Origin of the sequence: Parasphingorhabdus sp. (genome assembly GCF_036964565.1) — a bacterium.
Lineage (GTDB): Bacteria > Pseudomonadota > Alphaproteobacteria > Sphingomonadales > Sphingomonadaceae > Parasphingorhabdus.
In genome coordinates this window covers 24663-49431 of the sequence record NZ_JBALTN010000010.1, presented here as the reverse complement: position 1 = coordinate 49431, position 24769 = coordinate 24663, and the positions used below count along the sequence as shown (strand labels likewise).

17 protein-coding genes are annotated in these 24769 nt (G+C 64.2%); 8 read left to right on the top strand and 9 right to left on the bottom strand.

What is annotated here, in order from left to right; genetic code table 11:
• Nucleotides 1–125: 125 nt before the first annotated feature.
• The 8 genes from ileS to gpmA form a co-directional block, all read right to left on the bottom strand.
• Nucleotides 126–3041 (bottom strand): isoleucine--tRNA ligase, encoded by a 2916-nt coding sequence (gene ileS, locus V7650_RS14165; RefSeq protein WP_335656890.1) that lies wholly within the window; start codon nucleotides 3039–3041, stop codon nucleotides 126–128.
• Nucleotides 3042–3398: 357 nt separating this feature from the next.
• The gene (locus V7650_RS14160; RefSeq protein WP_335656889.1) at nucleotides 3399–4382 is read right to left on the bottom strand and encodes a glycerophosphodiester phosphodiesterase family protein; all 984 of its coding nucleotides are present in this window, start codon (nucleotides 4380–4382) and stop codon (nucleotides 3399–3401) included.
• On the bottom strand, nucleotides 4379–5302 hold the full coding sequence (locus tag V7650_RS14155) for a bifunctional riboflavin kinase/FAD synthetase (protein ID WP_335656888.1): 924 nt from the start codon (nucleotides 5300–5302) through the stop codon (nucleotides 4379–4381). The genes V7650_RS14160 and V7650_RS14155 overlap by 4 nt, the downstream gene beginning before the upstream one ends.
• Before the next feature lie 65 nt (nucleotides 5303–5367).
• Nucleotides 5368–6627 (bottom strand): dipeptidase, encoded by a 1260-nt coding sequence (locus V7650_RS14150; protein ID WP_335656887.1) that lies wholly within the window; start codon nucleotides 6625–6627, stop codon nucleotides 5368–5370.
• On the bottom strand, nucleotides 6624–7118 hold the full coding sequence (locus V7650_RS14145; RefSeq protein ID WP_335656886.1) for a dihydrofolate reductase: 495 nt from the start codon (nucleotides 7116–7118) through the stop codon (nucleotides 6624–6626). Before V7650_RS14145 ends, V7650_RS14150 begins: the two co-directional genes overlap by 4 nt.
• 35 nt (nucleotides 7119–7153) lie before the next feature.
• On the bottom strand, nucleotides 7154–8224 hold the full coding sequence (locus V7650_RS14140; RefSeq protein ID WP_442955303.1) for a 5-(carboxyamino)imidazole ribonucleotide synthase: 1071 nt from the start codon (nucleotides 8222–8224) through the stop codon (nucleotides 7154–7156).
• Nucleotides 8225–8232: 8 nt separating this feature from the next.
• Complete coding sequence (gene purE, locus V7650_RS14135; protein WP_335656995.1) at nucleotides 8233–8721, bottom strand: 5-(carboxyamino)imidazole ribonucleotide mutase; 489 nt, start codon at nucleotides 8719–8721, stop codon at nucleotides 8233–8235.
• Nucleotides 8722–8821: 100 nt separating this feature from the next.
• Entirely contained in the window at nucleotides 8822–9508 is a 687-nt protein-coding gene (gpmA, locus tag V7650_RS14130) for a 2,3-diphosphoglycerate-dependent phosphoglycerate mutase (RefSeq protein WP_335656885.1), read from the bottom strand.
• A gap of 536 nt (nucleotides 9509–10044) precedes the next feature.
• Here gpmA and V7650_RS14125 point away from each other — a divergent pair.
• From V7650_RS14125 to V7650_RS14100, 6 genes are all read left to right on the top strand, one after another.
• On the top strand, nucleotides 10045–12588 hold the full coding sequence (locus tag V7650_RS14125) for a TonB-dependent receptor (protein ID WP_335656884.1): 2544 nt from the start codon (nucleotides 10045–10047) through the stop codon (nucleotides 12586–12588).
• A 104-nt stretch (nucleotides 12589–12692) separates the two neighbouring features.
• Nucleotides 12693–13853 (top strand): iron-containing alcohol dehydrogenase, encoded by a 1161-nt coding sequence (locus V7650_RS14120; protein WP_335656883.1) that lies wholly within the window; start codon nucleotides 12693–12695, stop codon nucleotides 13851–13853.
• On the top strand, nucleotides 13840–14289 hold the full coding sequence (locus tag V7650_RS14115) for an acyl-CoA thioesterase (protein ID WP_335656882.1): 450 nt from the start codon (nucleotides 13840–13842) through the stop codon (nucleotides 14287–14289). Before V7650_RS14120 ends, V7650_RS14115 begins: the two co-directional genes overlap by 14 nt.
• A gap of 29 nt (nucleotides 14290–14318) precedes the next feature.
• Nucleotides 14319–15461, top strand: a complete 1143-nt coding sequence (locus V7650_RS14110) for an acyl-CoA dehydrogenase family protein (protein WP_335656881.1) — start codon at nucleotides 14319–14321, stop codon at nucleotides 15459–15461.
• A 120-nt stretch (nucleotides 15462–15581) separates the two neighbouring features.
• A complete protein-coding gene (locus V7650_RS14105; protein ID WP_335656880.1) occupies nucleotides 15582–16505 on the top strand; it encodes a DMT family transporter in 924 nt (307 codons plus the stop codon).
• A 2-nt stretch (nucleotides 16506–16507) separates the two neighbouring features.
• Entirely contained in the window at nucleotides 16508–17680 is a 1173-nt protein-coding gene (locus tag V7650_RS14100) for a winged helix-turn-helix domain-containing protein (protein ID WP_335656879.1), read from the top strand.
• Between the two features lie 12 nt (nucleotides 17681–17692).
• Here the strand turns inward: V7650_RS14100 and V7650_RS14095 are convergent, their stop codons facing one another.
• Nucleotides 17693–18229: a hypothetical protein gene (locus V7650_RS14095; protein WP_335656878.1), complete on the bottom strand. Its 537-nt coding sequence runs from the start codon at nucleotides 18227–18229 to the stop codon at nucleotides 17693–17695.
• A gap of 213 nt (nucleotides 18230–18442) precedes the next feature.
• Here V7650_RS14095 and V7650_RS14090 point away from each other — a divergent pair, with 213 nt between their 5' ends.
• Both V7650_RS14090 and V7650_RS14085 read left to right on the top strand, forming a co-directional pair.
• Nucleotides 18443–20536: an autotransporter assembly complex protein TamA gene (locus V7650_RS14090; protein ID WP_335656877.1), complete on the top strand. Its 2094-nt coding sequence runs from the start codon at nucleotides 18443–18445 to the stop codon at nucleotides 20534–20536.
• Nucleotides 20537–24706, top strand: coding sequence for a translocation/assembly module TamB domain-containing protein (locus V7650_RS14085; RefSeq protein ID WP_335656876.1), 4170 nt, complete (start codon nucleotides 20537–20539; stop codon nucleotides 24704–24706).
• Nucleotides 24707–24769 lie beyond the last annotated feature (63 nt).

Genomic DNA, 24769 nt, shown 5'->3' with positions numbered 1-24769 from the left:
TCCAGGGCGTCTATCCGCTATCGCCGGTGTGTGCCGCTCTGGATTGCTTCGCTGTGCTCGCAATGACGGCCTTCGTGCAAGGAATTGCTTGTCGGATATTTTCAGGAGGATGCGGCTGGTTCTGTTCACGCCAGCACCTCCGCACAACGATCACACAGCATGCCATCCTCATCCACTTCCGGCAGCAGTCGCCAGCAGCGGCCGCATTTGTGGTTGTCGGTCTTGGTGACGGCGATTTCGCCACCATCGCTGACCTTTGCGACAATCGCCAGCTCGGCAAATTCGTCCGTGCTGATCGGCAGATCGCTCATCGGATAGACGACTTCGGCTTCCAGGCTGGAGCGAATCGTCTTTTCGCGTCGCAACGGTTCGATTGCCTCGGTGACCTTCTCGCGGGCATCGCGAATCTTCTGCCATTTGTCCGCAAGGCCGGTGTCGGACCAGCCCGCATCAACCTCGGGCCATTCCTTCAGATGGATCGAATCCGCCTCGTCCGGGAACCGGCTCTGCCAGATTTCCTCGGCGGTAAACACCAGCACCGGCGCGATATAGCGGGTGAGGGCGTGGAACAAGATATCCATCACCGTGCGGTAGGCCATGCGCTTCGGATCATCCGGCGCATCGCAATAGAGGCAATCCTTGCGGATATCGAAGAAGAAGGCGCTCAGGTCTTCCTGGGCAAAGGCGTTCAGCACCCGCATATAGGGACCGAAGGCGAAATCGTTGACATGCCGCTTCAGCTCCGCGTCCACCTCCGCCAGCCGGTGCAGGATATAGCGTTCCAGCTCCGGCATATCGGCCACCGCCACCCGCTCGGCCTCGGTATAATCGCCAAGGCCGCCCAGCATGTAGCGGAAGGTGTTGCGCAGCTTCCGGTAGCTGTCCGAAACCCCCTTCAGGATCTCGTCACCGATCCGGTGATCCTCGGTAAAATCGACACTCGCCGCCCACAGCCGCAATATATCCGCGCCCTGCACATCGATGATCTTCTTCGGATCGAGCGTGTTGCCGAGCGACTTCGACATTTTCTTGCCGGTCTTGTCGAGCGTCATGCCATGGGTCAGTACCGCCTTGTAGGGCGCCCGGCCCCGCGTGCCGCAGGTTTCGAGCAGGCTCGACTGGAACCAGCCGCGATGCTGGTCGCTGCCTTCCAGATAGAGATCGGCCGGCGACTGCTGCTCAGGCCATTTGCCGCTTTCCAGCACAAAGGCATGGGTGCAGCCGCTGTCAAACCAGACGTCGAGAATGTCGGTAATCACTTCATAATCGTCGAGCGCATGGTCGTTGCCGAGAAACAGCTGATGGTCGGCATTGAACCAGGCATCGGCCCCGCCGGTCTTGAATGCGGCAATGATCCGCGCATTGACCGCCGGATCGTTGAGATATTCGCCGCTCTTGCGATCAACATAAAGCGCGATCGGCACGCCCCACGCCCGCTGGCGCGACAGCACCCAGTCGGGCCGGCCTTCGACCATTGATTCGAGACGCCGCCGCCCGCGCTCCGGCACAAAGCGGACCTTGTTGCGGATTTCGTCCAGCGCGACATCGCGGAGGGTGGCCCCTCCACCATGCTGCGCATGGTCCCCCTCCCCGTCGCTGCGCGCCAGGGAGGATGCATCCCCATTTCCTCCCTGCGCCGAAGGCGTGGGGAGGGGGACCGTCGAAGACGGTGGAGGGGCCGAAAGCGGCGCATCCATCGGCACAAACCATTGCGGCGTGCAGCGATAGATGATCTTCGCCTTGGACCGCCAGCTGTGCGGATAGCTGTGGGTGAAATCGGCGCTGGCCGAGAGCAGCGCGCCCGCTTCGCGCAAGTCCGAACAGATCGGGCCATCGGGGCCATTGAAATTCTTGTTGATCACCCCGCCGGAACGCTCGTCGCCGCGCGGCAGCCATTCCCAGTCCTCGCGATAGACACCATCGGCCTCGACCGCGAACACCGGGTTGATGCCATTGGCCTTGCACAGAATGAAATCATCCTCGCCATGATCGGGCGACATATGCACCAGCCCGGTACCGGCATCGGTGGTGACGAAATGCGAGCCGTCGAGAAACGGGCGGGGCTTGGTATAGAATTCACTGTCCGGGAATTTGTCGGCCATCGGGTGTTTGGCGATGGCACCGGCGAGTTGCGAGCCTTTGCCTTGCCAAGCGATTTCGGTCGCCTCTTGAGCGAGGAAACGGCCATATAGTTCACCGGATTCAACCAGAGCTTTCGCGACTAGGTATTTTGGTCCTTGATGCTCGCCTACCAAAACATATTCAACATCCGCCCCATAAGCGAGCGCCTGATTAACCGGAATCGTCCAAGGTGTCGTGGTCCAGATCACCGCATGCGCACCCACCAGTTCCGGCGCCTTCGGCGCTTCAACAATCTCAAACGCCACATCGATCTGCGTCGAGACAATATCCTCATATTCCACTTCGGCCTCGGCCAGAGCGGTCTTCTCGACCGGCGACCACATCACCGGCTTGGCCCCGCGGTACAATTGCCCCGCTTCGGCGAACTTCAATAGCTCGGCAACAATCGCCGCCTCGGCGTCATAGTCCATCGTCAGATAGGGCTTGTCCCACTGCGCCAGGATGCCGAGCCGCTTGAATTCCTCGCGCTGCACATTGACCCAGTTGTCGGCATAGGTCCGGCATTCGGCGCGGAATTCGCTCGCCGGGACCTCGTCCTTGTTCAGCTTCTTCTTGCGATATTGTTCCTCGATCTTCCACTCGATCGGCAGGCCGTGGCAATCCCAGCCCGGCACAAACGGCGCGTCCTTGCCGAGCAGAGACTGCGAGCGGACCACCAGATCCTTCAGCGTCTTGTTGAGGCTGTGGCCGATATGGATATTGCCATTGGCATAGGGCGGGCCATCATGCAGAATGAATTTTTCGCGCCCAAACCGCGTTTCGCGCAGCTTTTCATAGAGACCAATCTGCTGCCAGCGTTCCAAAATCGCCGGTTCCTTTTGGGCAAGGCCGGCTTTCATCGGGAAATCGGTTTTCGGCAGGAAAACCGTGTCTTTATAATCTGCTTTGGGATCGGTCATGACCGCGGGGATTAGGGGAGGCGAGGCGCCGGTGCAAGCGGGATTTGTGCAGCGCGGGAACCTTCAAATAGGCTTGTCATTGCGAGGGCTGAAAGCCCGCGGCAATCCAGAGCGGCAAGCGGCGCCCTGGATTGCTTCGCTCCGCTCGCAATGACGAGTAGGGCTGCTCAACCCGGCAATCCCCGCGCCCCGATCCGGCTGCCTTCCTGCTGCTAGTTGCCTTCCTGCCGTTCGTGGTGAGCCTGTCGAACCACGCCTCTCGTCGCAAGGCGCCCTTCGACGAGCTCGGGACGAACGGCACTCCCCGGCAAGCCTGGCCCTTGGCTCGACAGGCTCCGGACCGACGGGCATAGGCGATCAGCGCACCAGCGCCGGCCCGACCTGCCGGATATCCTCGACCATCACATAGCCATTATAGTTGCTCGGAATCTCGGTGAGTTGCGCGCCCTGGGTCAGGCCGCGGCCGGAGCGGTCCTTGTCCATTGGACCGGTGATCAGGATCCGCGTCCCGGCCGCCTCCATCCGCGCAATCGTGCGATTGGGCCAGCCGGCCATCACCCACTGATAATCCAGCGGCACCAACAGCGTGCGCTCGCGGCAGCTGTTCGGCATGATCCCCAGCCAGCCCATCCAGGCATAATCTTTGGTGCAGGCCTTGATCTCGTCGGTCGTCCAAGCCCAGGCGCCGGGGAACAGCCGGCGCATCCGCTGCACCGGACCCTCCGCCCCGTAAAAGCCGTCACCTTCCGCGACCGGGTCGCGCCCGGCCGCCTTCAGGATCGCCGCCAGCTGGTCGGCCTCGGCCGCGTCCTTGGACTTGAAATTGAACAGGAACGGCTTGCCGCTCTCCGCCGCCAGCGCCTCCTCCACGGTCGGAATCTTGCCGACGCCCTTGCCGCGCAGCGGAAAGCTCTTGCCGCCATCAGCGCTATAGCCGTGGCCGATATCGAGCCGCTTCAGCTGAGCCAGCGTCAGGTCGCGGGTATCGCCCTTGCCGTCGGTCCGGCAATCGACCGTCCAGTCGTGAAACAGGACCATCCGGCCATCGCGGGTCGGCGCGACATCGACCTCGACCATGTCCGCCATGGCGCTCACCGCAGCGCGGATCGAATGGACGGTATTTTCAAATATCTCGAGCTTGTCCTGGCCCGCCAGCATCCGCACGGCGGTACAGTCATCCCTGCCGACGCCGGACGGATCATGGAGATGGTGGACGCCGCGATGCGCGATCATCTTGAGCCTGCCTTGCGGCTCGGAGGCCCAGCGCGAATGGTTGAGCAGGAACAAGAGCACCAGTAGCATCCACAAACCGCCGACGCCCCAGAGCAGTGTTCGCTTCATGCAAGCAGCATCCTCGCCCGCTCGCAATCCTTCTCCATCTGCGCCTTCAGCGCCTCCAGATCGTCGAACTTCTGTTCGCCGCGGAGGAAATGGTGCAGTTCCACCTCGATCGTCTGGCCATAGAGATCTTCGGCAAAATCGAAGAAATAGGGCTCGAGCAATTCCTTCGGCGGATCAAAGCTGGGGCGAATGCCCAGATTGGCCGCGCCGTTCAGCACCCGCCCGTCGGGCAGCCTGCCCTTGACCGCATAGATGCCATATTTGGGCCGCAGATACTGGCCCATGTCGATATTGGCGGTGGGGTAGCCAAGCTGCCGCCCGTTCTTGTCGCCGTGGATCACCTCGCCCTGGATCGCGAACGGCCGGGTCAGCAGGCGGCCCGCTTCCTCGCAATGCCCCTCTTTCAGCGCCGCCCGGATCCGGCTGGAGGAAATGACATCGTCGCTGTCGCTGATCGGCCGGACCGCCTCGCTTTTCAGCCCGTGCTCGGCACCGACGGCATGGAGCATCTCGACATTGCCCTTGGCACCCTTGCCAAAGGTGAAATCCGCACCGGTGACCACGCCGGCCGCGCCAAAGCGGTCTACCAGCAGTTCGGTGATGAAATCCTCGGCCGTCGTCCCCGCCAGCCCGCCATTGAATTCCAAGACCAGCATCGCGCTCGCCCCGGCGTCGCAGAAAAGGCGCTGGCGCTGGTCGAGCGAGGTTAGCCGGAAGGGCGGCAGGTCGGGCTTGAAAAAGCGTACCGGATGCGGATCGAAGGTGGCGATGATCGCCGGCCGGCCTTCCTCCCGCGCCCAGCTCAGCGCCTTGCCGGCGACCGCCTGGTGGCCGAAATGGAAGCCGTCGAAATTGCCCAGCGCCAGAATCGCCCCGCGCAGCGCGCCCTCGATCCGGTCTTGTCCGTTCAGTCTGATCATCGAGTCGCTATCGCGGGCTTTTGCATTTCATTCAACAAGTTCGTCATGCCGGACGCGACCGCGCTCTATTCGGTGACCAGGTTGCGGGCATCGGCACCGGGCTTGACCACCAGCGGGGTCGCCGGGGTAACCTTGCCTTGCGGTGGCGCGGCGGTCTTTGGCAGGGGCTCGATGCCCGCCTTGATTACCCGGAGCGCGTTCAGTCCCATCACCGCCCGGATTTCCGCTTCGGCAAAGCCGGCATCCATCAGCGCCTGCGTGATCTGAACGATGCCGCTGGTGTCGAAGCGCGTGGTCACCGCGCCGTCAAAATCGCTGCCCAGCGCGACATGCTCGATCCCCACCAGGTCGCGGACATGTTTCGCCGCCTTGGCCACGGTCGCCGGATCGGTATCGCACATCGCGCCGTCCCAGTAGCCCAGGCCGATGACCCCGCCGGTCGCGGCCACGCCCCTGATTTCCGCGTCGGTGAGGTTGCGGTTGACGCCGCACACCGCCTGCACGCCGCCGTGGCTGGAGACCACCGGGCGCCGCGCCATCTTCAATATGTCGGCGACCGTCGCATGGCTGGAATGGGCGATATCGACGATCATACCCTTCTGCTCCATGTCGCGGAGGATGGTCCGGCCGAATTGGGTCAGCCCGCCCTTCTTCTCGCCGTGCATCGAACCGGCCAGTTCATTGTCGAAAAAATGCACCAGCCCGGCCATCCGCATCCCGGAATCATGAAGGTTCTGGAGATTCTCCCGCTCGCCTTCCAGCGTCTGCAGGCCCTCCGCCGAGAACAGCACGCCGATCGGTTTCCCGGTCCGGGCGCGGAACTCGACCAGCCCGTCAACATCGGCCGCGTTGCTGACCTTGGCCAGCGCCCCGGCCGAATCCTTCACCGCCCGATCGAGCTTCTGGCCGTGATAGAGCTGCCGCTCGAGCAGCGAGAACCAGGTCCGCATCGGCTGCAGCTGAGTGATTGCCAGCAAGGTGATATTGTCGGTGTCGGCGCTGTTGCTGTCGTAATTCTGGCCGCGCGGCGTCTTGCTGACGCTGGAGAAGACCTGCAGCCCGACATTGCCCTGCTGCATGCGCTTGAGGTCGATATGGCCATAGTTGACGCTGTCGGTGATCTTGCGCTGCCACAGCAGGGTGTCGCCGTGCAGGTCGACGATCATCAGGCTGTCGTGCAGCCGCTGCGCCTCGGCACTGATTTCCGGCAACGGCTTGCCGTCGACCATGTTGGTCTGCTTTTCGAACCAGGCGGGCCCGAAGATCAGGAAGGCAATGATGGCAATCGCGACGAGACCGAGAAGGGCCAGCGCGACCTTCTTCATGGCGCTTTTCGCTTCAGGGTGACGAAGCTGTAGGCGGGCTTGCCGTTTTTCGCCTCATGATCCTCGCGCGCGATCTCGTCCCAGGCGGCGCCGTCAAACGCGGCAAGCTTGATATCACCCGCCGGCTTGTCATGCACCTCGGTCAGTTCGATGCGGTCGGCCTTGGCCAGAAACGCCTTGTAGATCTGGGCGCCGCCGATCACCGCGATATGCGGGGCATTGGCCTTTTTCAGCGCCTCTGCCACGCTGTGCGCCACTTCCGCGCCGTCGGCTTCCCAGTCGGTGTCGCGGGTCAGCACGATATGCCGCCGGCCGGGCAGCAGTCCGGGCAGGCTGTCGAAGGTCTTGCGCCCCATGACCATCGGCTTGCCCATGGTCATCGACTTGAATCGCCGCTGATCCTCGGGCAGGTGCCAGGGAATGCTGTCGCCATCGCCGATCACGCCGTTGTCGGCGCGGGCGAGAAAGAAGATGATTTCAGGATGGTTCATGGGCGACGCCTAGCGCAGTTCCGGCAGACTGCAAATTAGAAATGCAATTTTGTAACATGGCCCATTTTCCGGCCCGGTCTCGTCTCGCCCTTGCCGTAGAGATGCAGGTGGTTGGCCCCGTCGGCCAGCAATGCCTGCCACGCGTCCGCCTGCGCACCGATCAGATTGTGCATTTCGACCCGTTTTGCCGCAAGACCCGTGTCGCCCAGCGGCAGGCCGCAGATTGCCCTTATGTGATTCTCGAACTGGCTGGTGACCGCGCCCTCGATGGTCCAGTGGCCGCTGTTGTGCACCCGCGGCGCCATCTCGTTGAACACCGGCCCCTCGGCGGTGGCAAAAAATTCGCAGGTCAGCACGCCGACATAGCCCATCGCCTCGGCCATCCTTGCCGCCAGGCTGCGTGCTGCATCCTGTTGCGCCAATATCGCGCGGGGTGCGGGAGCGGTGGAAACCGCCAGAATCCCGTCCTCGTGGACGTTATGGGGTGTGTCCCAGAAGCGGATCTCGCCGTCCCGGCCGCGCACCAGGATGACGGAAAATTCATGGTCGAAGGTCACGAAGCCTTCGGCCACGCAAGGCTTTTGCGCCACCGCCTGCCAGTGCGTATCGAGATCGTCGCCCGGCTGGATGCGGGACTGGCCCTTGCCGTCATAACCCATGCGGATGGTCTTCAGGATCGCCGGCGCGCCGATCTCGGCAATCGCCTTGTCGAGCGCCGCGCGGTCGGTGACCTCGGCAAAGGGCGCGGTGGTCCCGCCATGGTCGCGGGCAAAATTCTTCTCGGCCACCCGGTTCTGCGCGATGTCAAGCGCGGCAATCGGCGGATGCAGCGGCGCGCAGGCGGCGATCCGGTGCAGCGGATCGACGGGTACATTCTCGAATTCGAAGGTGATGACATCGCAGCTGTCGGCAAAGCGGCTCAGGGCGTCGATGTCGTCGTCCTTGGCGCAGGTGAAGGCGGCGGAAACTTCCGCTGCCACACTGTCGGCATTGGGAGCATAGATGTGGCAGCGATAGCCGAGCTGCGCCGCAGCCACCGCCAGCATCCGGCCCAGCTGGCCGCCGCCCAATATGCCGATGGTTGATCCGGGGGAAAGGGGGGTCACGATCCGGGCTACTCGGGCCGGTCGGCGACCGCTTCGGTCTGTTCCGCGCGCCACGCGTCCAGCCGCTCGGCGAGGGCGGGGTCCGAATTGGCCAGGATCGCGGCCGCCAGCAGCGCCGCATTCTTGGCCCCCGCTTCACCAATCGCCAGGGTGCCGACCGGCACGCCGGCGGGCATCTGCGCGATCGACAGCAGGCTGTCCATGCCGCTCAGCGCCTTCGACTGGATCGGCACGCCGAGCACCGGAATACGGGTCATCGACGCCGCCATGCCGGGAAGGTGCGCGGCCCCGCCGGCGCCGGCAATAATCACTTGCAGGCCGCGGTCCGCCGCCGATGTCGCATAGTCGTAGAGGCGGCCGGGCGTGCGGTGTGCGGACACGATCTGTACGTCATGCGGCACCTGCAGCTTGTCGAGAATGTCGCTCGCGAGTTTCATGGTGGCCCAGTCGGACTGGCTGCCCATGATGATTCCAACCGGAGGAGGTGCTTCGACCATTTTTGCCCCTGACAAATGCTGCGGAAGCAATGCCGTTTAGTGGGGAATGGGTGCGAAGGCAATGCACCTTGTCGTGCCTCGCTGCATCGCCGGGTTCGGCCTAACGATCGGACAGATAATAGCGTTCGATCTCGTTGAGATCATCATCCAGTTCATAGATGATCGGCTGTCCCGTCGGGATTTCCAGCCCGGTGATCTCGTCGTCGGGAATCTTGGACAGATGCTTGACCAGCGCCCGCAGGCTGTTGCCATGGGCAGAGATCAGGATCCGCTTGCCGTTCTGCAATTCGGGGGCAATCCGGCTCTTCCAGTAGGGCAGGACGCGGGCGATCGTGTCCTTCAGGCTTTCGGTCGCGGGAACCTCGATACCCTTGTAGCGCGGGTCGTTGGACATCTGGTAGGGGCTGTCGGATGCCATTGGCGGCGGCGGCGTATCGAAGCTGCGCCGCCAGATATGAACCTGCTCGTCGCCATGCTGGTCCCGCGTCTCCTGCTTGTCGAGGCCGGTCAGTCCGCCGTAATGGCGTTCGTTCAGCCGATAGTTTTTTTCCACCGGCAGCCACAGGCGGCCCATTTCTTCCAGCGCCAGATTGAGCGTCTTGATGGCCCGTGTCTGGAGGCTGGTGAAGCAGGCGTCCGGATCAATGCCGCGTTCCTTCATCAGTTGCCCGGCGGCCTTGGCTTCCTCGACACCCTTTTCGGTGACGTCGACATCCCACCAGCCGGTAAAGCGGTTTTCAAGATTCCATTGCGACTGGCCGTGGCGAAGCAGGATGAGTTGCGGCATAGGATGTCCTTAAATCTTGGGTTCGGTCTCCCCCTAGCGATGATCATATGGGTCGCCAAGAGCGATTTCATCCGGAAACCGGGTGATGGTCGGCCGGTCGTCCCTAATTCTGTCGCAGCAGTGAGGGCGATGGCCGGATCAACAGCAATGGCATTTTCCGCTATGCACAACCAGGTCAGGGGGACAGGCGCCCCAGCGGATCGGCCAGTCGGTCGCGCACGGCCTGCCGGCCGGATCTCCGGTTTTGCGATCATCGCGCGAGCCGCCGCCGACCATCGCCGCCGTTACGGCCTCTGCGAGAAACCGGCGTGCCCTTTCAGCATCGCTGCCGCGTCAATCGCGCCCGCATCCCCGGTTTTTCTTGTCTCGGAATGTAACATATTCGCAACACACGACTGCCAATCGGCCCGTTTCGCCCCCACTGCGCTTGATTTAACGGTGCAATTAAACGACGGACGCCGCCGCAGTCGTCGGAAAAGCAAGCCATCCCCCAGGACATTGGCGCGGCCGAGACTGAGTTCAATCGGAGTATATCAATGAAAACCATCCATAAAATTCTCATGACGGCCCTCTGCACGACAGCCATGACAGCCCCCGCCTATGCGCAGGATGCCGGCCAGGACGCCGAAACCTACGACGAAAATGTCATCATCGTGACGGCCACCCGCCGCGCGCAGGATGTCCAGGACATTCCGCTGGCGGTGACCGCGGTCAGCCCGGTTCAGCTGGAACGCCAGGGCGTTGTCAGCGTCGGCCAGATCACCAACGTATCGTCCAGCTTCTCCACCTCCAACGCCCAGCTGGCGTCGGGCTCGGTGGTGCTGCGGATTCGCGGCGTCGGCACGACCTCCAACAATATCGGTTTTGAATCGGCCGTCGGCATCTTCATCGACGGCGCCTATCAGTCGCGTCCCGGTGTTGCGCTGTCCGAATTTGTCGACGTCGAACGCGTCGAAGTGCTGCGCGGCCCGCAGGGCACGCTGTTCGGTCGCAACACCTCCGCCGGTGCGCTGAACATCACCAATGTCCGCCCGGATCTGAGCGAATTTGGCGGCTTTGCCAACGCGACTTACGGCAATCGCGACCTGATGAGCGTTCAGGGCGCGGTCAACGTGCCGATCGTCGAGGACAGTCTGGCGCTGCGCGTCACCGGTGCCTATCGGGAGCGTGACGGCTATGTTACCGTGGTCGACCCGACCGGCGCGAAAATCGGCGAATCGAATGGCACCGACCAGTATCTGGTGCGTGGCCAGCTCGGTTTCGAAACCGACAGCGGCATTCGCGGCCGTCTGATCGGCGATTATGCCAAGAGCTCCGCCGGCTGCTGCACGCCGGTCGAAGTCTATCAGTCGCCGCTGGAAACCGCTGGCCTGTTTGCGGCGGTCGGCCTTGGCCCGCGCGGCGGCATGGCAGCCCCGGATGTGGCGGTTAACCCGTTCGACACGACGACCGCAGAACGCGCCGTCGACAATCGCATCGCGACCGCCAATTTCGCGCCACGGACCAATTTTGACCAGTGGGGCGTCACCGGCGAGGTCGAAGTGCCGCTCGGCGACAGCGCGGACCTGATCTACATCGGTTCCTATCGCGAATATGACGCCAGCGAGGCCTATGACTCCGACTTCTCGGGCCTCGATGTCTTCAACGTCACCGACAATTTCACCTCGATCGAAACCATGACCCACGAATTGCGGGTGCAGGGACAGGCGTTCGGCGGTGCATTGAACTGGCTGGTCGGCGGCTATTATTCCAAGGAAGATATCTCGCAGGACGTGTCCTTCGCGCTCGGCGAAGATTATGACCAGCTGGTCGGCGCGATCCTCGCCGGTGCCACCGGCGGTGCCAGCCTGAACCCGGCAAGCCCGATCTTCTTTGGCGCCACGCCGCTGCAGAACATCACCGGCTTTGATCCTGCGACCATCACCAACAACAATCTATATTCGCAGAACAGCGAAAGCTGGTCGATCTTCACCCACAACACGCTGGAAGTGACCGATGGCCTCGAACTGACCGTTGGTCTCCGCTATTCCGACGAAAGCAAGGATGGCGGTTACGCGGCCGGTCCGAACAACAATCCGGTCTGCCCGGCAATCGTCGGCCAGATTTCGCCCGGTGGCGGCCTGAGCGGCCTTCCTGCCGCTCTGCAGAACGCGTTTTTCAGCCTGGGTTGCTTTGCCTTCACCTCGCCGGCCGACGCGCCTTATGCAGCGGCGCTGCCATCGCCCCGCACGTTCAACAGCAAGTTCAGCGACACCGAGCTGATCTATACCGGCAAGGTGGCTTATGCCTTCGCCGATCCGATCAACATCTATGCCAGCTTTACCCACGGCTACAAGTCGGGTGGCTTCAACCTCGATTCGACGGCAGCGGCCGGCGGCGCGGATCCGCGGTTCCTTTCGGAAGAAGTCGATGCCTATGAAATTGGTCTGAAAGCCAAGTTCCTGGACAATGCGGTGACCCTGAACCTGGCGGCCTTCCGCGAGGAGTTCTCGAACTTCCAGGTTCTCGAATTCACCGGTGCGCAGTTCCAGACCTTCAACGTTCCGAAGGCGGAAACCCAGGGCGTGGAAATCGAAACGACGATCCGTCCGGACGACCATTTCACGGTCAACGCCGCGCTGACCTTCACCGATGCCAACTATCCGCAGGACTGCGCCGGTACGCAGACCAACCCGAACGTCGTGGCATTGTGCGGCAATTCGCTGACCAACGCTCCGGATATCGTGGGTATTGCAGGGGCGACCTATGCCAATGACATTGGTACCAACCTGAAATATTTCCTGAACGCGCAGATGCGGTTCGAAAGCGATCGCCGGACGTCCACCCAGGCCGTCGATCCTGCCAATCTGGCAGCGATGATCCCGGTTCCGTTCGACGAGCAGGATGGCAACATCAAGCTCAACCTGCGCGCCGGCATCGGCAGCCAGGACGATACGTGGGGCATCGAGGCTTTCGTGACCAACCTGACCAACGAAGTGACCCGCGGTGTCACCTTCAACACGGTGCTGCGGTCCGGTTCGCGCTCGGCTTTCGTCCAGGAACCCCGCAGCTACGGCCTGACCCTGCGCGGCAAGTTCTAGGCGCCACCATCATCGCGTGACTTCGTGTCACCAGACAATCAGGGGCCGGTTTTCCGGCCCCTTTTTATTGCGCGGCACAAGCATTGATGCAAAAGACTGGCCGCATGAAAAAATTTATCTTCCAGACCGTTCCCGTGCTCCATTTCGGGCAAGGCTGCCTCGGCGAACTTCCCTCCCAGATCGCCGCCCTGCGCGCGTCGAAACCGATGATCGTCACCGACAAGGGCATCGTCGCGGCGGGCCTGATCGCTCCGGTGGAGCGGACACTGGCCGACGCCGGGCTTGACGCGGTCATTTTCGACGCCGTGGTCGCCGACCCGCCGGAAGCCATTGTGCTGCAGGCCATCGAAGCGGCGAGAGCGAAGGGTGTGGATATCGTCATCGGCCTCGGTGGCGGCAGCTCGCTCGACACCGCCAAGGTCGTCGCCGCGCTCGCGGTCGACAACGCCCAGCCGCTGGCCGAGATCTACGGTGTCGGTGCGCTGCAGCGCAAGGGCCTGCCGACGATCCTGATCCCGACCACCTCCGGCACCGGCTCGGAGGTCACCGCGATCTCGATCCTGACCACCGGCGAAACCACCAAGGCGGGCATCGTCTCGCCCTATCTGTTCGCCGACGTCGCGCTGCTCGACCCGGCGCTGACCCTCGGCCTGCCCGCCGCCGTCACCGCTGCCACCGGGATCGACGCGATGGTCCACGCAATCGAGGCCTTCACCGGTCGCCACGCCAAGAACCCGGTCTCCGACATGCTCGCGATCGAGGCGCTCAGACTGCTCACCGGCAATATCGAAACCGCCTGTACCAACGGACAGAATATGCAGGCCCGCGAGGCGATGCTGCGCGGCTCGATGCTCGCCGGCCAGGCCTTTGCCAATTCACCGGTCGGCGCGATCCACGCGCTCGCCTATCCGCTCGGCGGCATCTATCATGTCCCGCACGGCCTCTCCAACGCGCTGGTCATGCCCTATGTGATGCAGTATAATCTCGAGGCCGCGGCGCCGCTCTACGCCCAGCTGGCCGATGCGCTGGACGTGCCGCGCGGCAGCGAGAACAGCCACGAGGCGAGGGCGCAGCAGCTGATCGACTATCTCGAAGCGCTCGCGGTCAAGGTTAAGGCGCCCCGCAAGCTGCGCGAGATCGGCATAAAGCAGGAGGCGACCGCCGAACTGGCGGAAGCGGCGATGCTGCAGACCCGCCTGCTGATGAACAACCCCAGGGAACTGACCCAGGCCGACGCGCAGAGGATCTACGATGCCGCCTGGTAAAGCCGAGCGGGCCGCACCGCCGGTCCGCGCCGACTATCGCGCCGGCTCGCTGATCACCACCCGCTGGAACGACAATGACCCCTATGGCCATGTCAACAACGCCATCTATTATTTCTGGTTCGACACCGCGGTGAACCGCTATCTGGTCGAGCAGGGCGCCCTCGATATCACCGGCGGCGCCACCATCGGGCTGGTCGTCAACACCAGCTGCGACTATTTCGCCCCGATCGCCTTTCCCGATGACGTGATGGCCCGCATCCGCGTCGACCGGCTCGGCACCAGCAGCGTCACCTATGGCGTCGGCCTGTTCCGCGGCGACGAGGACAGCGCATCAGCCGCCGGCAGCTTCACCCATGTCTATGTCGACCGAGCGACCCGTCGCCCGGTTTCCCTCCCATCCCCCTTGCGTTCCGCGCTGGAAGCGATAGAGTTTTAATCAACTGATTAAACTCTTGGGAGAGAGACATGCTACGCCCCTTTGACAATGACGAACGCCGTGAATTCCGCGCCACTTGCCGCCGCTTCATCGAAACCGAACTGCAGCCGCATGCCAACGCATGGGACGAGGCCGGCGAAATCCCCTGGGAGATGCACCAGAAGGTCGGCGCGCTCGGCGTCTGGGGCTTTGGCGTCGACGAGAAATATGGCGGGCTCGGCATGGACGACATCTTCATGCGCGCCGCCTGGGGCGAGGAGGCCGCCCGCGCCCACAATGGCGGCACGCTCGCCGCGCTCGGCGGCCGCTCGATCTCGATCGGCCCGATCCACAAGCTGGCGTCCGAAGACATCAAGGACCGCATCCTCAAGGATATCGTGCTCGGGCACAAGGGCTCCAGCCTCGGCATCACCGAGCCCGGCGGCGGCTCCGACGTCGCCAACATGCAGACCACGGCGCGGCAGGACGGCAACCACTGGGTGATCAGCGGCGCCAAGACCTTCATCACCGGCGGCATGACCGCCGACTATTATGTCATTGGCGCCCGCACCGGCGGCGAGGGGTTGAACGGCATCTCGCTGTTCCTGGTCGACAAGGATGCCGAGGGCTTTTCGCGCAGCGCGCTCGACAAGAAAATGGGCTGGTGGGCGTCGGACCAGGCCTCGCTCTATTTCGACGAAGTCCGCGTTCCGGCCGAGAACATGCTCGGCGAAGAGGGCCGCGGCTTCATCCAGATCATGCACAATTTCAACCACGAGCGGCTCGGCATGGTCGCGCAGAGCCTCGGCATGATGCGGGTGCTGCTCGAATATGCGATCGATTATGCGCAGCAGCGCGAAACCTTCGGCAAGCCGCTGATCCGCCACCAGGTGATCCGCCACAAGATCGCCGAGATGTCGGCCCGCATCGACCGGCTCGACGCCTGGCTCAACCAGATCTGCTGGCTCGCCGAACAGGGCGAGATGCCGGTCGCGCAGATCTGCAAGGCCAAGTTCAGCGCCACCAAGGATCTCGAATATTGCGCCAGCGAGGCGATGCAGATCCTCGGCGGCGCCGGCTATCTGCGCGGCAACCCGGTCGAGCGCTTCTACCGCGAGGTCAAGGTAATGGCGATCGGCGGCGGCTCGGAAGAAATCATGCGCGATCTCGCCGTCCGGCAGATGGGCCTCTGATCGCGCTTGCCATTGCCGGTTGCTGGGGCATAAGCAGGCGGCTCAAAGACCGTTCGTGCTGAGCCTGTCGAAGCACTTGGTGTGGCGACTGCGCACCCGGTTATATTGATGGAATGAAATATGCCTGACCTCGAACCGGCCTCTGTACATGCTGACGAAAACGTGCCGCTGCTGCCGGTCGGGTCGGTGCTGGTCGGCCTGCTCGCCTTCGCGTCGATGGATGTCGTGATGAAAAGCCTGGCGATCAGCATGGGTGCCTATAACGCGATCCTCTGGCGGGTGCTGGCTTCGCTGGTCCTCGTCTCGCTGGTCTTCTTTGCCCGTCGGCCGAAAATGCCCGGCCCCGAAGCGCGCAAGGTGCATCTGCAGCGCGGCATCATCGTCGTCTTCATGTCCTATCTGTTCTTCTGGGGTCTGGCGCGGGTGCCGCTGGCCGAGGCCATTGCGCTGTCCTTCATCGCACCGATCATCGCTCTCTATCTCGCCGCGGTGTTTCTCGGCGAGACGATCCATCGCAACGCTATCTACGCCTCGGCGCTCGGCTTCGGCGGCGTGCTGGTGATTGCCGGGGGACGCGCCACCGGGGACTATGATGAAGCCGCGCTGCTCGGCATCGGCGCGATCCTGCTGTCGGCGGTGCTCTATGCCGGCAACCTGGTAATCCAGCGGCGGCAGGCGCTGCTCGCCGGTCCGATCGAGATCAGCTTCTCCCAGAATCTGATCGTCGCCGGCGCCTTTCTGCTGCTCGCTCCCTTCTTTGCGGTGCTGCCGGACAAGGCCGACTGGCCGCTGATCGTCGCCGGCGCGATATTGTCGATCATCGCGGCGGTGTTCATCGCCTGGGGCTACCGGCGGGCCGAGGCGAAGAATCTGATCAACCTCGAATATAGCGCCTTCATCTGGGCAGCGATCTTCGGCTGGCTGTTCTTTCGCGAACCGATCACCCTGGCGACGGTGTCCGGCACCCTGCTGATCGTCGCCGGCTGCTATCTGGCGACGCGGCGGGAGCGCAAGGTCGCCCATATCGAATCCACCGCGGTCTGACCATGGCGCTGCGCATCCCCAATCGGCAGGCGCGCTGGCTCTGGCTCGAGGCGCAGGGCCTGTCGGATGCCCCGACCGGTCCGCTCGACCTGCCGGACACGATCCGCCGCCTCGGCTTCGTCCAGCTCGATACGATCCAGAATGTCACCCGCGCCCACCATCATATCCTGTGGAGCCGCAACCAGAATTACCGCGAGCCGATGCTCGACCGGCTGCTCGGCAGCGACCGGGCGGTGTTCGAGCATTTCACCCATGACGCGTCGGTGCTGCCGATCGAATTTTACCCGATGTGGCAACGCCAGTTCCGGCGGCTGGGGGCAAAGGTCGCCGGCCACGCGTCCTTTCAAAGGGCGCTGCAGCAGGTCGACGCGCAGCACATATTGTCCAGGATCGCCGAGGAAGGCCCGCTGTCCACCCATGCCTTCGACACCAGGGTCGAGGGCGAACGGCAGATGTGGGACCGCCCGCCGCACAAGCGGGTGCTCGACCAGCTCTGGTATGCCGGTGAGCTTGCCACCGCGCATCGCGAGAATTTTGCAAAATATTATGATCTGCGCGACCGGGTGATCCCGGAGCAGCACCGCCAGCCCACGCTCGACGATGCCGGTCAGGTCGACTGGCTGTGCCGCAACGCGCTCGACCGCCTGGTCTTTGCCTCGCTTGGCGATATCCAGCGCTTCTGGGCCGCGATCGACGCGAAGGAGGTCCGGCTGTGGTCCGCATCGACATCGGATCTGGTTCCGGTGCAGCTGGAGGCCGATGATGGCAGCTGGCGCGGGATGCTTGCCCCGGCGAATATCGGGCAGCGTCTGGCGGAGGTGGCCGAGCCGACCTCGCGGCTGCGCATCATCAATCCCTTCGATCCGGTGGTGCGCGACCGCAACCGGCTGGAGGCGCTCTTCGGCTTTGCCTATCGCAACGAGATGTTCGTGCCCGCAGCGCAGCGAAAATGGGGCTATTATGTCTATCCGCTGCTCGAGCGCGACCGGTTCGTTGGGCGGATCGAGGTCAAGGCGGACCGGGGGGCGGGCCATTTGCGGGTGACGCAATTCTGGCCCGAACCCGGCGTCGCCTGGCCAGCCGCGCGTCGGCGCAAGCTGGCGGCGGAGCTGTCACGTCTCGGACGGCTGATCGGCGTCAGCGCCGTGGTCTGGGAATGCGAAGGCGGTTCTTGAAGGACGCGCGGCCTATTTGACGATGCCGCGAAAACGCAGTTCGCCGGACGCGCCCGGCGCGATCGGCATCGGCAGGGCCCAGCGAATATGGGTCACATCCGAGGCCACGGCCGGCCGGCTGGCCTGCTCGGCGTCGGTGACGGTCAGTTCCGCCAGCTTGCCGAAATTCTGTCCGCCATCGACCGACACCAGCGCCCAGTCTTCCAGCACCTCGACAAAGGTCACGGCGCTATGCACGGGATTGTTGATGACAAAGCCGGTCACCACATCCTGGCCCGAATTGCTGTACCGGTTGATGAACAGCAGCTTGTCGCCGGGAATGACCTTCACCGCGGCCGGGTCCAGCAAGACGGTCGCGCTCGCGCCGTTCTCCGATACCTCGGTCCGTTCGACCCGGATCGAGCTTTCGATCTTCACGTCGGACTGCGCCGCGGGTGTGGCCGTCTGCACGGCAGCCGCCAGCGGCGACGCATGGGCAATGTCCGGCAGGGACATTCCGGTCGCCAGAATTCCGGCAACCATCGTGGCTTCGACAAAAATATTACGCATGTTCGACATGTTCCGCGATCCCGTTGAGCAATGACAACCGGGTAGGATCACCCGGTCTTTCTGAGCTCGAAACATGGACGATCTTGGTTAAAATGGGGTTAAAGCCGCGCGTGAAACGGATTGCCGGAGCAGGCTGCGCACGTGATATTTGTTGCCGCCAAATCCATCTTATTCGTTGGCATCGCGAATCATCCCCCGCTAAAGAGATCGGCGATGGGTCGAACCACATATCGTTGCCGCCTCGGCATGCTGGTCATTGTGCTGATGGGATCGCTCATCCGGCCTGGCTACGCCCAGGTTGCGGACCAGCCGGCTGCCGATGTCCAGGGTCTGGACGATTTCGACAGCCCTCTCGATCCCGACCAGCCGCTCACCGAATTTTCCGATTTCGGGGTCGAATGGCCCGATCTGGAGGAGGTTTCGGAACCGCTGATCGAGGAGAGCGAGGACGAAGCGGTCCCGGCCGAGGCCCTGGTCGACGGCGGCGAAGGTCAGCCACCCCAGACGGCCCAGCCCGCCTTGGCGGACGCGGCACCCGGCAATGAATATCAGCCGACCGATGCCCTGAGCGAAACCGCCTATCGGATCAGCTTCGAAGGCCTGCCCGACGCGCTCGGGGACAGCTTTGGCAGCCGCTTCGAGATTTTGTCGGTGCTGGAGGAATATCGCGGCGACGATGCCAATTTTGCCCAGATTCGCCGGCGCGCGCAGAGCGATGCCGAACTGGTCGAACGGCTGTTGCGGATCGAGGGCTATTATGACGCCGTCGTGCAAACGCGGTTTGATGCGGACGGCGACGAGCGGGTCAAGGTCGTGATCGACGTGCAGGCAGGGCCGCTCTATTATCTCGACGCCATCGCCTTGCCCGGGCTGGACAGCGCAGTCGCGCCGGACCCGCAGCGATTTCGGGACATTTTTGCGCTGCAGCCGGGAGAAACCGTCAACAGCGACCGGATCATGGCGGCCATCGACCGGCTCGATACGGCCATGGCCGAAAATGGCTATGCCTTTGCCACAAGCGGCGAACCGGAACTGGAAATCGATCACGCCGAACGGCTCGGCGATCTTGCGGTTCAGGTGACCCCCGGCGGCCGCTACAATTTCGGCGCGATCACAATGGCCCGGACCGAACTGTTCGATGCCGACCACGTCCAGCTGATTGCGCGCTTCGATCCCGGCGATCTCTATCAGGCGTCCGATCTGGAAGACCTGCGCCGCGCGCTGATTGCCACCGGGCTGGTCTCGACCATCACGCTCGAGCCGGTGGTGGCGGACGATCCGGGCAAGGTCGATATCGCGGTTGACGTGACCGCCGCGCCCCTGCGCACGATCGCCGGCGAGCTAGGCTATGGCACCGGCGAGGGCGCCCGCGCCGAAGTCAGCTGGGAGCATCGCAATTTCTTCCCGCCCGAAGGGCTGGTGCGCGTCAGCGGCGTGCTCGCGACCCAGGAACAATCGGGCAGCATCGCCTTTCGCCGCAACAATTTCCGCCGCCGCGACAATATTTTCAACGCCCGCACCGCGCTGAGCGTGGTCGATCGCCCGGCGTTCAAGGCCCAGACCTTCTCGGTCGCCGCCAATTTCGAGCGGCAAAGCAACCTGATCTACCAGAAGCGCTGGAGCTGGTCGGCCGGGGTCGAGCTGCTCGCCTCGCGCGAAACCGATGTGACCGGGCCGACCGGCGCCACCGGCCGGGACACGTTCTTCATCGGCTCGCTGCCGGGGCTGGTCACCTATGACGCCAGCGACGACCTGCTCGATCCGACCCGCGGCTTCCGCCTGACCGCCCGGGTGGCGCCGGAAGCATCGCTGCAGGACGGCAGCTTCTTCTACGTCCGCAGCCAGCTGGACGGCAGCGCCTATTTCCCGGTGTCGGACAAGATCGTGCTCGCCGGTCGCGCGCGCTTTGGCACGATAGCCGGGGCCGGCAACAACCGCATCGCGCCGTCCCGCCGGCTCTATTCGGGCGGTGGCGGCTCGGTGCGCGGCTATGGCTATCAGCGGATCGGGCCGCGCGATGCCAATAATGACCCGGTCGGCGGCCGCTCGCTCGTCGAATTCTCGCTCGAAGCCCGCGTCAAGACCGGGTTTTTTGGCGGCAATCTCGGCATTGTTCCGTTTGTCGACGGCGGCAATGTCTACACCAGCAGCACCCCCGATTTTTCCGGCATGCGCTACGGTGCGGGTCTCGGTGTGCGCTATTACAGCGACTTCGGACCGATCCGCATCGATGTCGGCACGCCGATCAATCCGCAGCCCGGCGATTCCCGGGTCGCCGTCTATGTGTCGCTCGGGCAGGCGTTCTGAATGACCGACACCGCCGCCCAGCCCCGCTCCGGACTGATGACATGGCGCTGGCCGCTGCGCAGCCTGCTGGCGCTCGGATTGCTCTTTGTCCTGGGCATTGCCGGTGCGGCCATCTGGCTGGACAGCGATGCCGGCCACCGCTTCGTGATCAACCAGATCGAATCGCTGGAGCCCAAGTCCGGCCTGCGCATCGGCATCGCCGATATCGACGGCTCGCTCTACGGCACCGCGCAGGTGCGAGGCCTGGAACTCCGCGATCCCAAGGGCCGGTTCTTCACCGCCGGAACGGTGGCGGTCGACTGGAATCCGCTGGCCTGGATCTTCAATGAACTCAACATCTCCGATGCGGTGATCGGCAAGGCGCGGCTCGACCGGCTGCCGGAACTGGTCGACACCGGCGAGGACCAGCCGCTGCTGCCCGGTTTCGACATCTATATTGGTGCGTTTCGCGCCGACAATCTGGTGCTGGGCAAGGCGATCACCGGCAGCGAGCAAACCGCCGACCTGGCCGGATCGGCGGACATTCGCGCTGGCCGAGCCATGGTCAATCTCAACGCAACGACCAGCGGCAGCGGCGACAAGCTGCTGCTCGCCCTGAACGCGGAGCCCGATCGCAAGAAGCTCGATATCGACGCCGAGATTGTCGCGCCCGCCGGCGGCGTGCTGGCCGGGGCTCTGGGACTGGAACGCGATCTTGCGGTGACCCTCAAGGGCGACGGCAGCTGGCAGAAATGGGAAGGCGAACTCGCCGCCCTGAGCGGCGAGGACTCGCTGGCCCGGATCACGCTGGAGGCAAGGGAGGGGCTGTTCAGCTATGACGGCACGCTGTCCGGGTCGGTGCTGCCAAAAGGCGTCGTGCAAAAGCTTACCGCTCCCCGTCTCGCGGTCAAGGGCACCGCCAGTCTCGAAAATCGCCTCGTCTCGCTTGATCTGCAGGCGCGCTCCGCCGCTCTCTCGCTGGTCGCCAGGGGCGGCATCGATCTGGGCCGCAGCAGCCTTGACGCGATGCGGATCGAGACCAGGCTGATCGATCCGTCGGCGCTGGCCGCCAATATGAAGGCCCAGGATTTCGAACTGAAGGCGCTGCTGAACGGCAAGTTTTCGGAGCTGCGCTACCAGTATCTGCTGACCGCGCCGCAACTGGCGCTGGGCAAGACGCTGCTGACCGGCGTCCGCGGCGAAGGCGAGGGGCAGCGCGATGCCGGTGGCTGGGATATCCCGCTCGAACTGTCGGTCGGCACGCTGATCGGCAATGGCGAATTGCTCAAGCAGCTGCTGTCGGGCTTTTCTGCCGATGCCCGGCTCCGGCTGGTAAAGGACCGGCTGTTCGCCGAGCGGGCCCGCGTGGCGACCAATGTCGCGAAGGGGACGCTGGACTTTGAACTCAAGCCCTCGACCGGCGACTTCGCGGTCGATATCGCTGCCACCGCGCCGGGATTTGCGGTGCCCGGGGTCGGCCTCGCCGATATTGTCGCCGACATCAATCTCGGCCCGGGGCCGCGCGGGCTGGCGCTGGACGGTCAGGTCAATGCCCGGCTGCGCCGCTTCGACATCGGCTTTCTCCGCGACCTCGCGGGCGGCCTGCCGGAACTGGACACCGGGCTGGTGCTGGGTCCCGACGGCCTGCTCCGCTTTTCCGACCTGACCGTGACCGCGCCGAAAATCACCTTCCGCGGCGCCGGCCGCCAGACCGCCGCGGCGAAATTCGCCTTCCAGGGTTCGGGCACGCAGGCCAGCTACGGCCGCTTCGATCTCAAGCTCGACGGCCCGCTCAACCGGCCGAATATCGCGCTGCTGCTCGACAGCCCGCTGCCCGCCCTCGGCCTGTCGGCGGTCAACCTGCGCCTCGACCCGACCAGCTCCGGTTTCTCCTACGCCGCGGCCGGCGGATCCACCCTCGGGCCATTCACGAGCACCGGCACCATCGGTATCGCCCCGGGTCAGGATACCGCGGTGCGGGTTGACCGGCTGCTGGTCTCCGACACGCTGGCGACCGGCACCATATTGACCACGCCCAACGGCCTGTCGGGGACGCTGGCCGTCAGCGGCGGCGGTGTGAACGGCAGCGTCCTGTTCCGGCCCGGGGCGAACCGCCAGCTGATCCGCGCCGACCTCAAGGCCGAAAATGCCCGCTTTGCCGGCAAACCGCCGATTTTCATCCGCACCGCCGTGCTCGACGCCGATATCGTCCTGATCGAGGGCCGGTCGAATGTCGATGTCACGCTGCGGGCGCAGGGAATCAGTCGCGGCGAGCTGATTGTCGGCCGGATCGCCGCCAACGCCAAGCTCACCGACGGCCGCGGGTCGGCGATCTTCACGATCGCCGGCACCCGCGGCAGCACCTTCGAATTCCAGGCAAAGGCGGACATCACCCCGGACCTGTACCGGATCACCGGCACCGGCGAATTCATGGGCCGCAACCTGCGGCTGACCCGCGCGCTCGAGCTGCGGCGGGCAGGCGACGGTTGGACCGCATCGCCGACCACCATCCGCTACGGCAGCGGCAGCGCGCGTTTCTCCGGCCGGCTCGGCAGCGGCACCTCGCGGCTCGACCTGGCGATGGCAAAAATGCCGCTGTCGCTGCTGGATATCGCCGATGCGGAGCTCGGGCTGGGCGGCACCGCCAGCGGCACCGTCAAGCTCAGCCAGACGGGCGCGCAGGTTCCCGTCGGCGATGCCCGGCTGACCGTCAGGGGGCTGACCCGGTCCGGGCTGATCCTGACATCGGCGCCCGTCGACCTCGGCCTCAACATCGCCATTTCCGCGCGCAACGCGGCGGCGCGCGGAGTCATCAAATCGCCCGACGGCAAGACCATCGGCCGCTTCCAGGGCCGCGTCACCGGGCTCGGCGCCGGCCGCTGGCAGGACGAGCTGCTGCGCAAGCCGCTGTTCGCCCAGGCCCGGTTCAATGGCGGTGCCGAAAGCCTGTGGCGGCTGACCGGCATCGAAACCTTCGACCTGACCGGACCGGTTGCAGTGAGCGCCGACGTCAGCGGCAATCTCGCCAATCCCAGCATCGAGGGGCAGGTGCGGACCAGTAATGCGCGGCTGGAAAGCCCGCTGACCGGGACCGTGGTGTCCAATATCCGGGCGGCCGGCCGGTTCAACGGCTCGCGTCTGGTGCTGCCCAATCTCACCGGCACCACCGTCGATGGCGGCACGATCAGTGGCAGTGGCAGCTTCAACTTCGCCGTCGCCGAAGGCGAGGGCATCGGCATTGCCATGGATCTCGACGCACAGCGGGCGGCGCTGATCGCTCGCGACGATTTCGCGGCGACCGTAACCGGACCGATCCGCATCCGCAGCGCGCCCGACGGCGGCCTGATCTCGGGCGATGTCACGCTCAACCGCAGCTTCTTCCGCTTCGGCCGGGCCAGTGCATCGGCCAACCTGCCCGACATCAAGACGCGCGAGATCAACCGGCGCGCGGACGAACGCCCGATCCGCCTGCGCAGCCGGCCCTGGCGCTTCGACCTTACGGCCAATGCTCCCAACCGTCTGCGGGTCGAGGGCCTCGGGCTGGACAGCGAATGGCGGGCCAATCTCAAGATCACCGGTCCGGTCGACAATTTCGCCATCGTCGGGGCTGCCAATCTGCTCGACGGCAATTATACCTTCGCCGGTCGCCGCTTCCGGCTCGAACGGGGCCAGATCCGCTTTGTCGGCAACCAGCCGGTCAACCCCATACTCGACATTGAGGCAGAGGCCAACCTGACCGGTCTCAACGCCACGATCAACGTCACCGGCTCCGGCAACCGGCCGGAAATCGCCTTTTCCAGCATCCCCGCGCTGCCGCAGGACGAGCTGCTGTCCCGCATCCTGTTCGGCTCCTCGATCGCCAACCTGTCGGCCCCGGAGGCGGTCCAGCTGGCCGCCGCGGTGGCCTCGCTCAACAGCGGCGGCGGGCTTGATCCGATCAACCAGCTGCGCAAGGCCGTCGGTCTCGACCGGTTGCGGATATTGCCCTCCGACCTCGACGCCGGGTCCGGCACCTCGATCGCCGCCGGCAAATATATTACCCGCCGCATCTATGTCGAGCTGATCACCGATGGCAAGGGCTACAGCGCCACTCAGCTGGAATTCCAGATCACCCGCTGGCTGTCGGTCCTCTCGACCATCTCGACCCTCGGACGGCAGAGCGCCAATATCCGGGTGAGCAAGGATTATTGAGCGGCCGCCAGCCAGGACCGGCAGATTGTTGCTGCGGTCCTGATTGCCAATGTCGAACGGGCG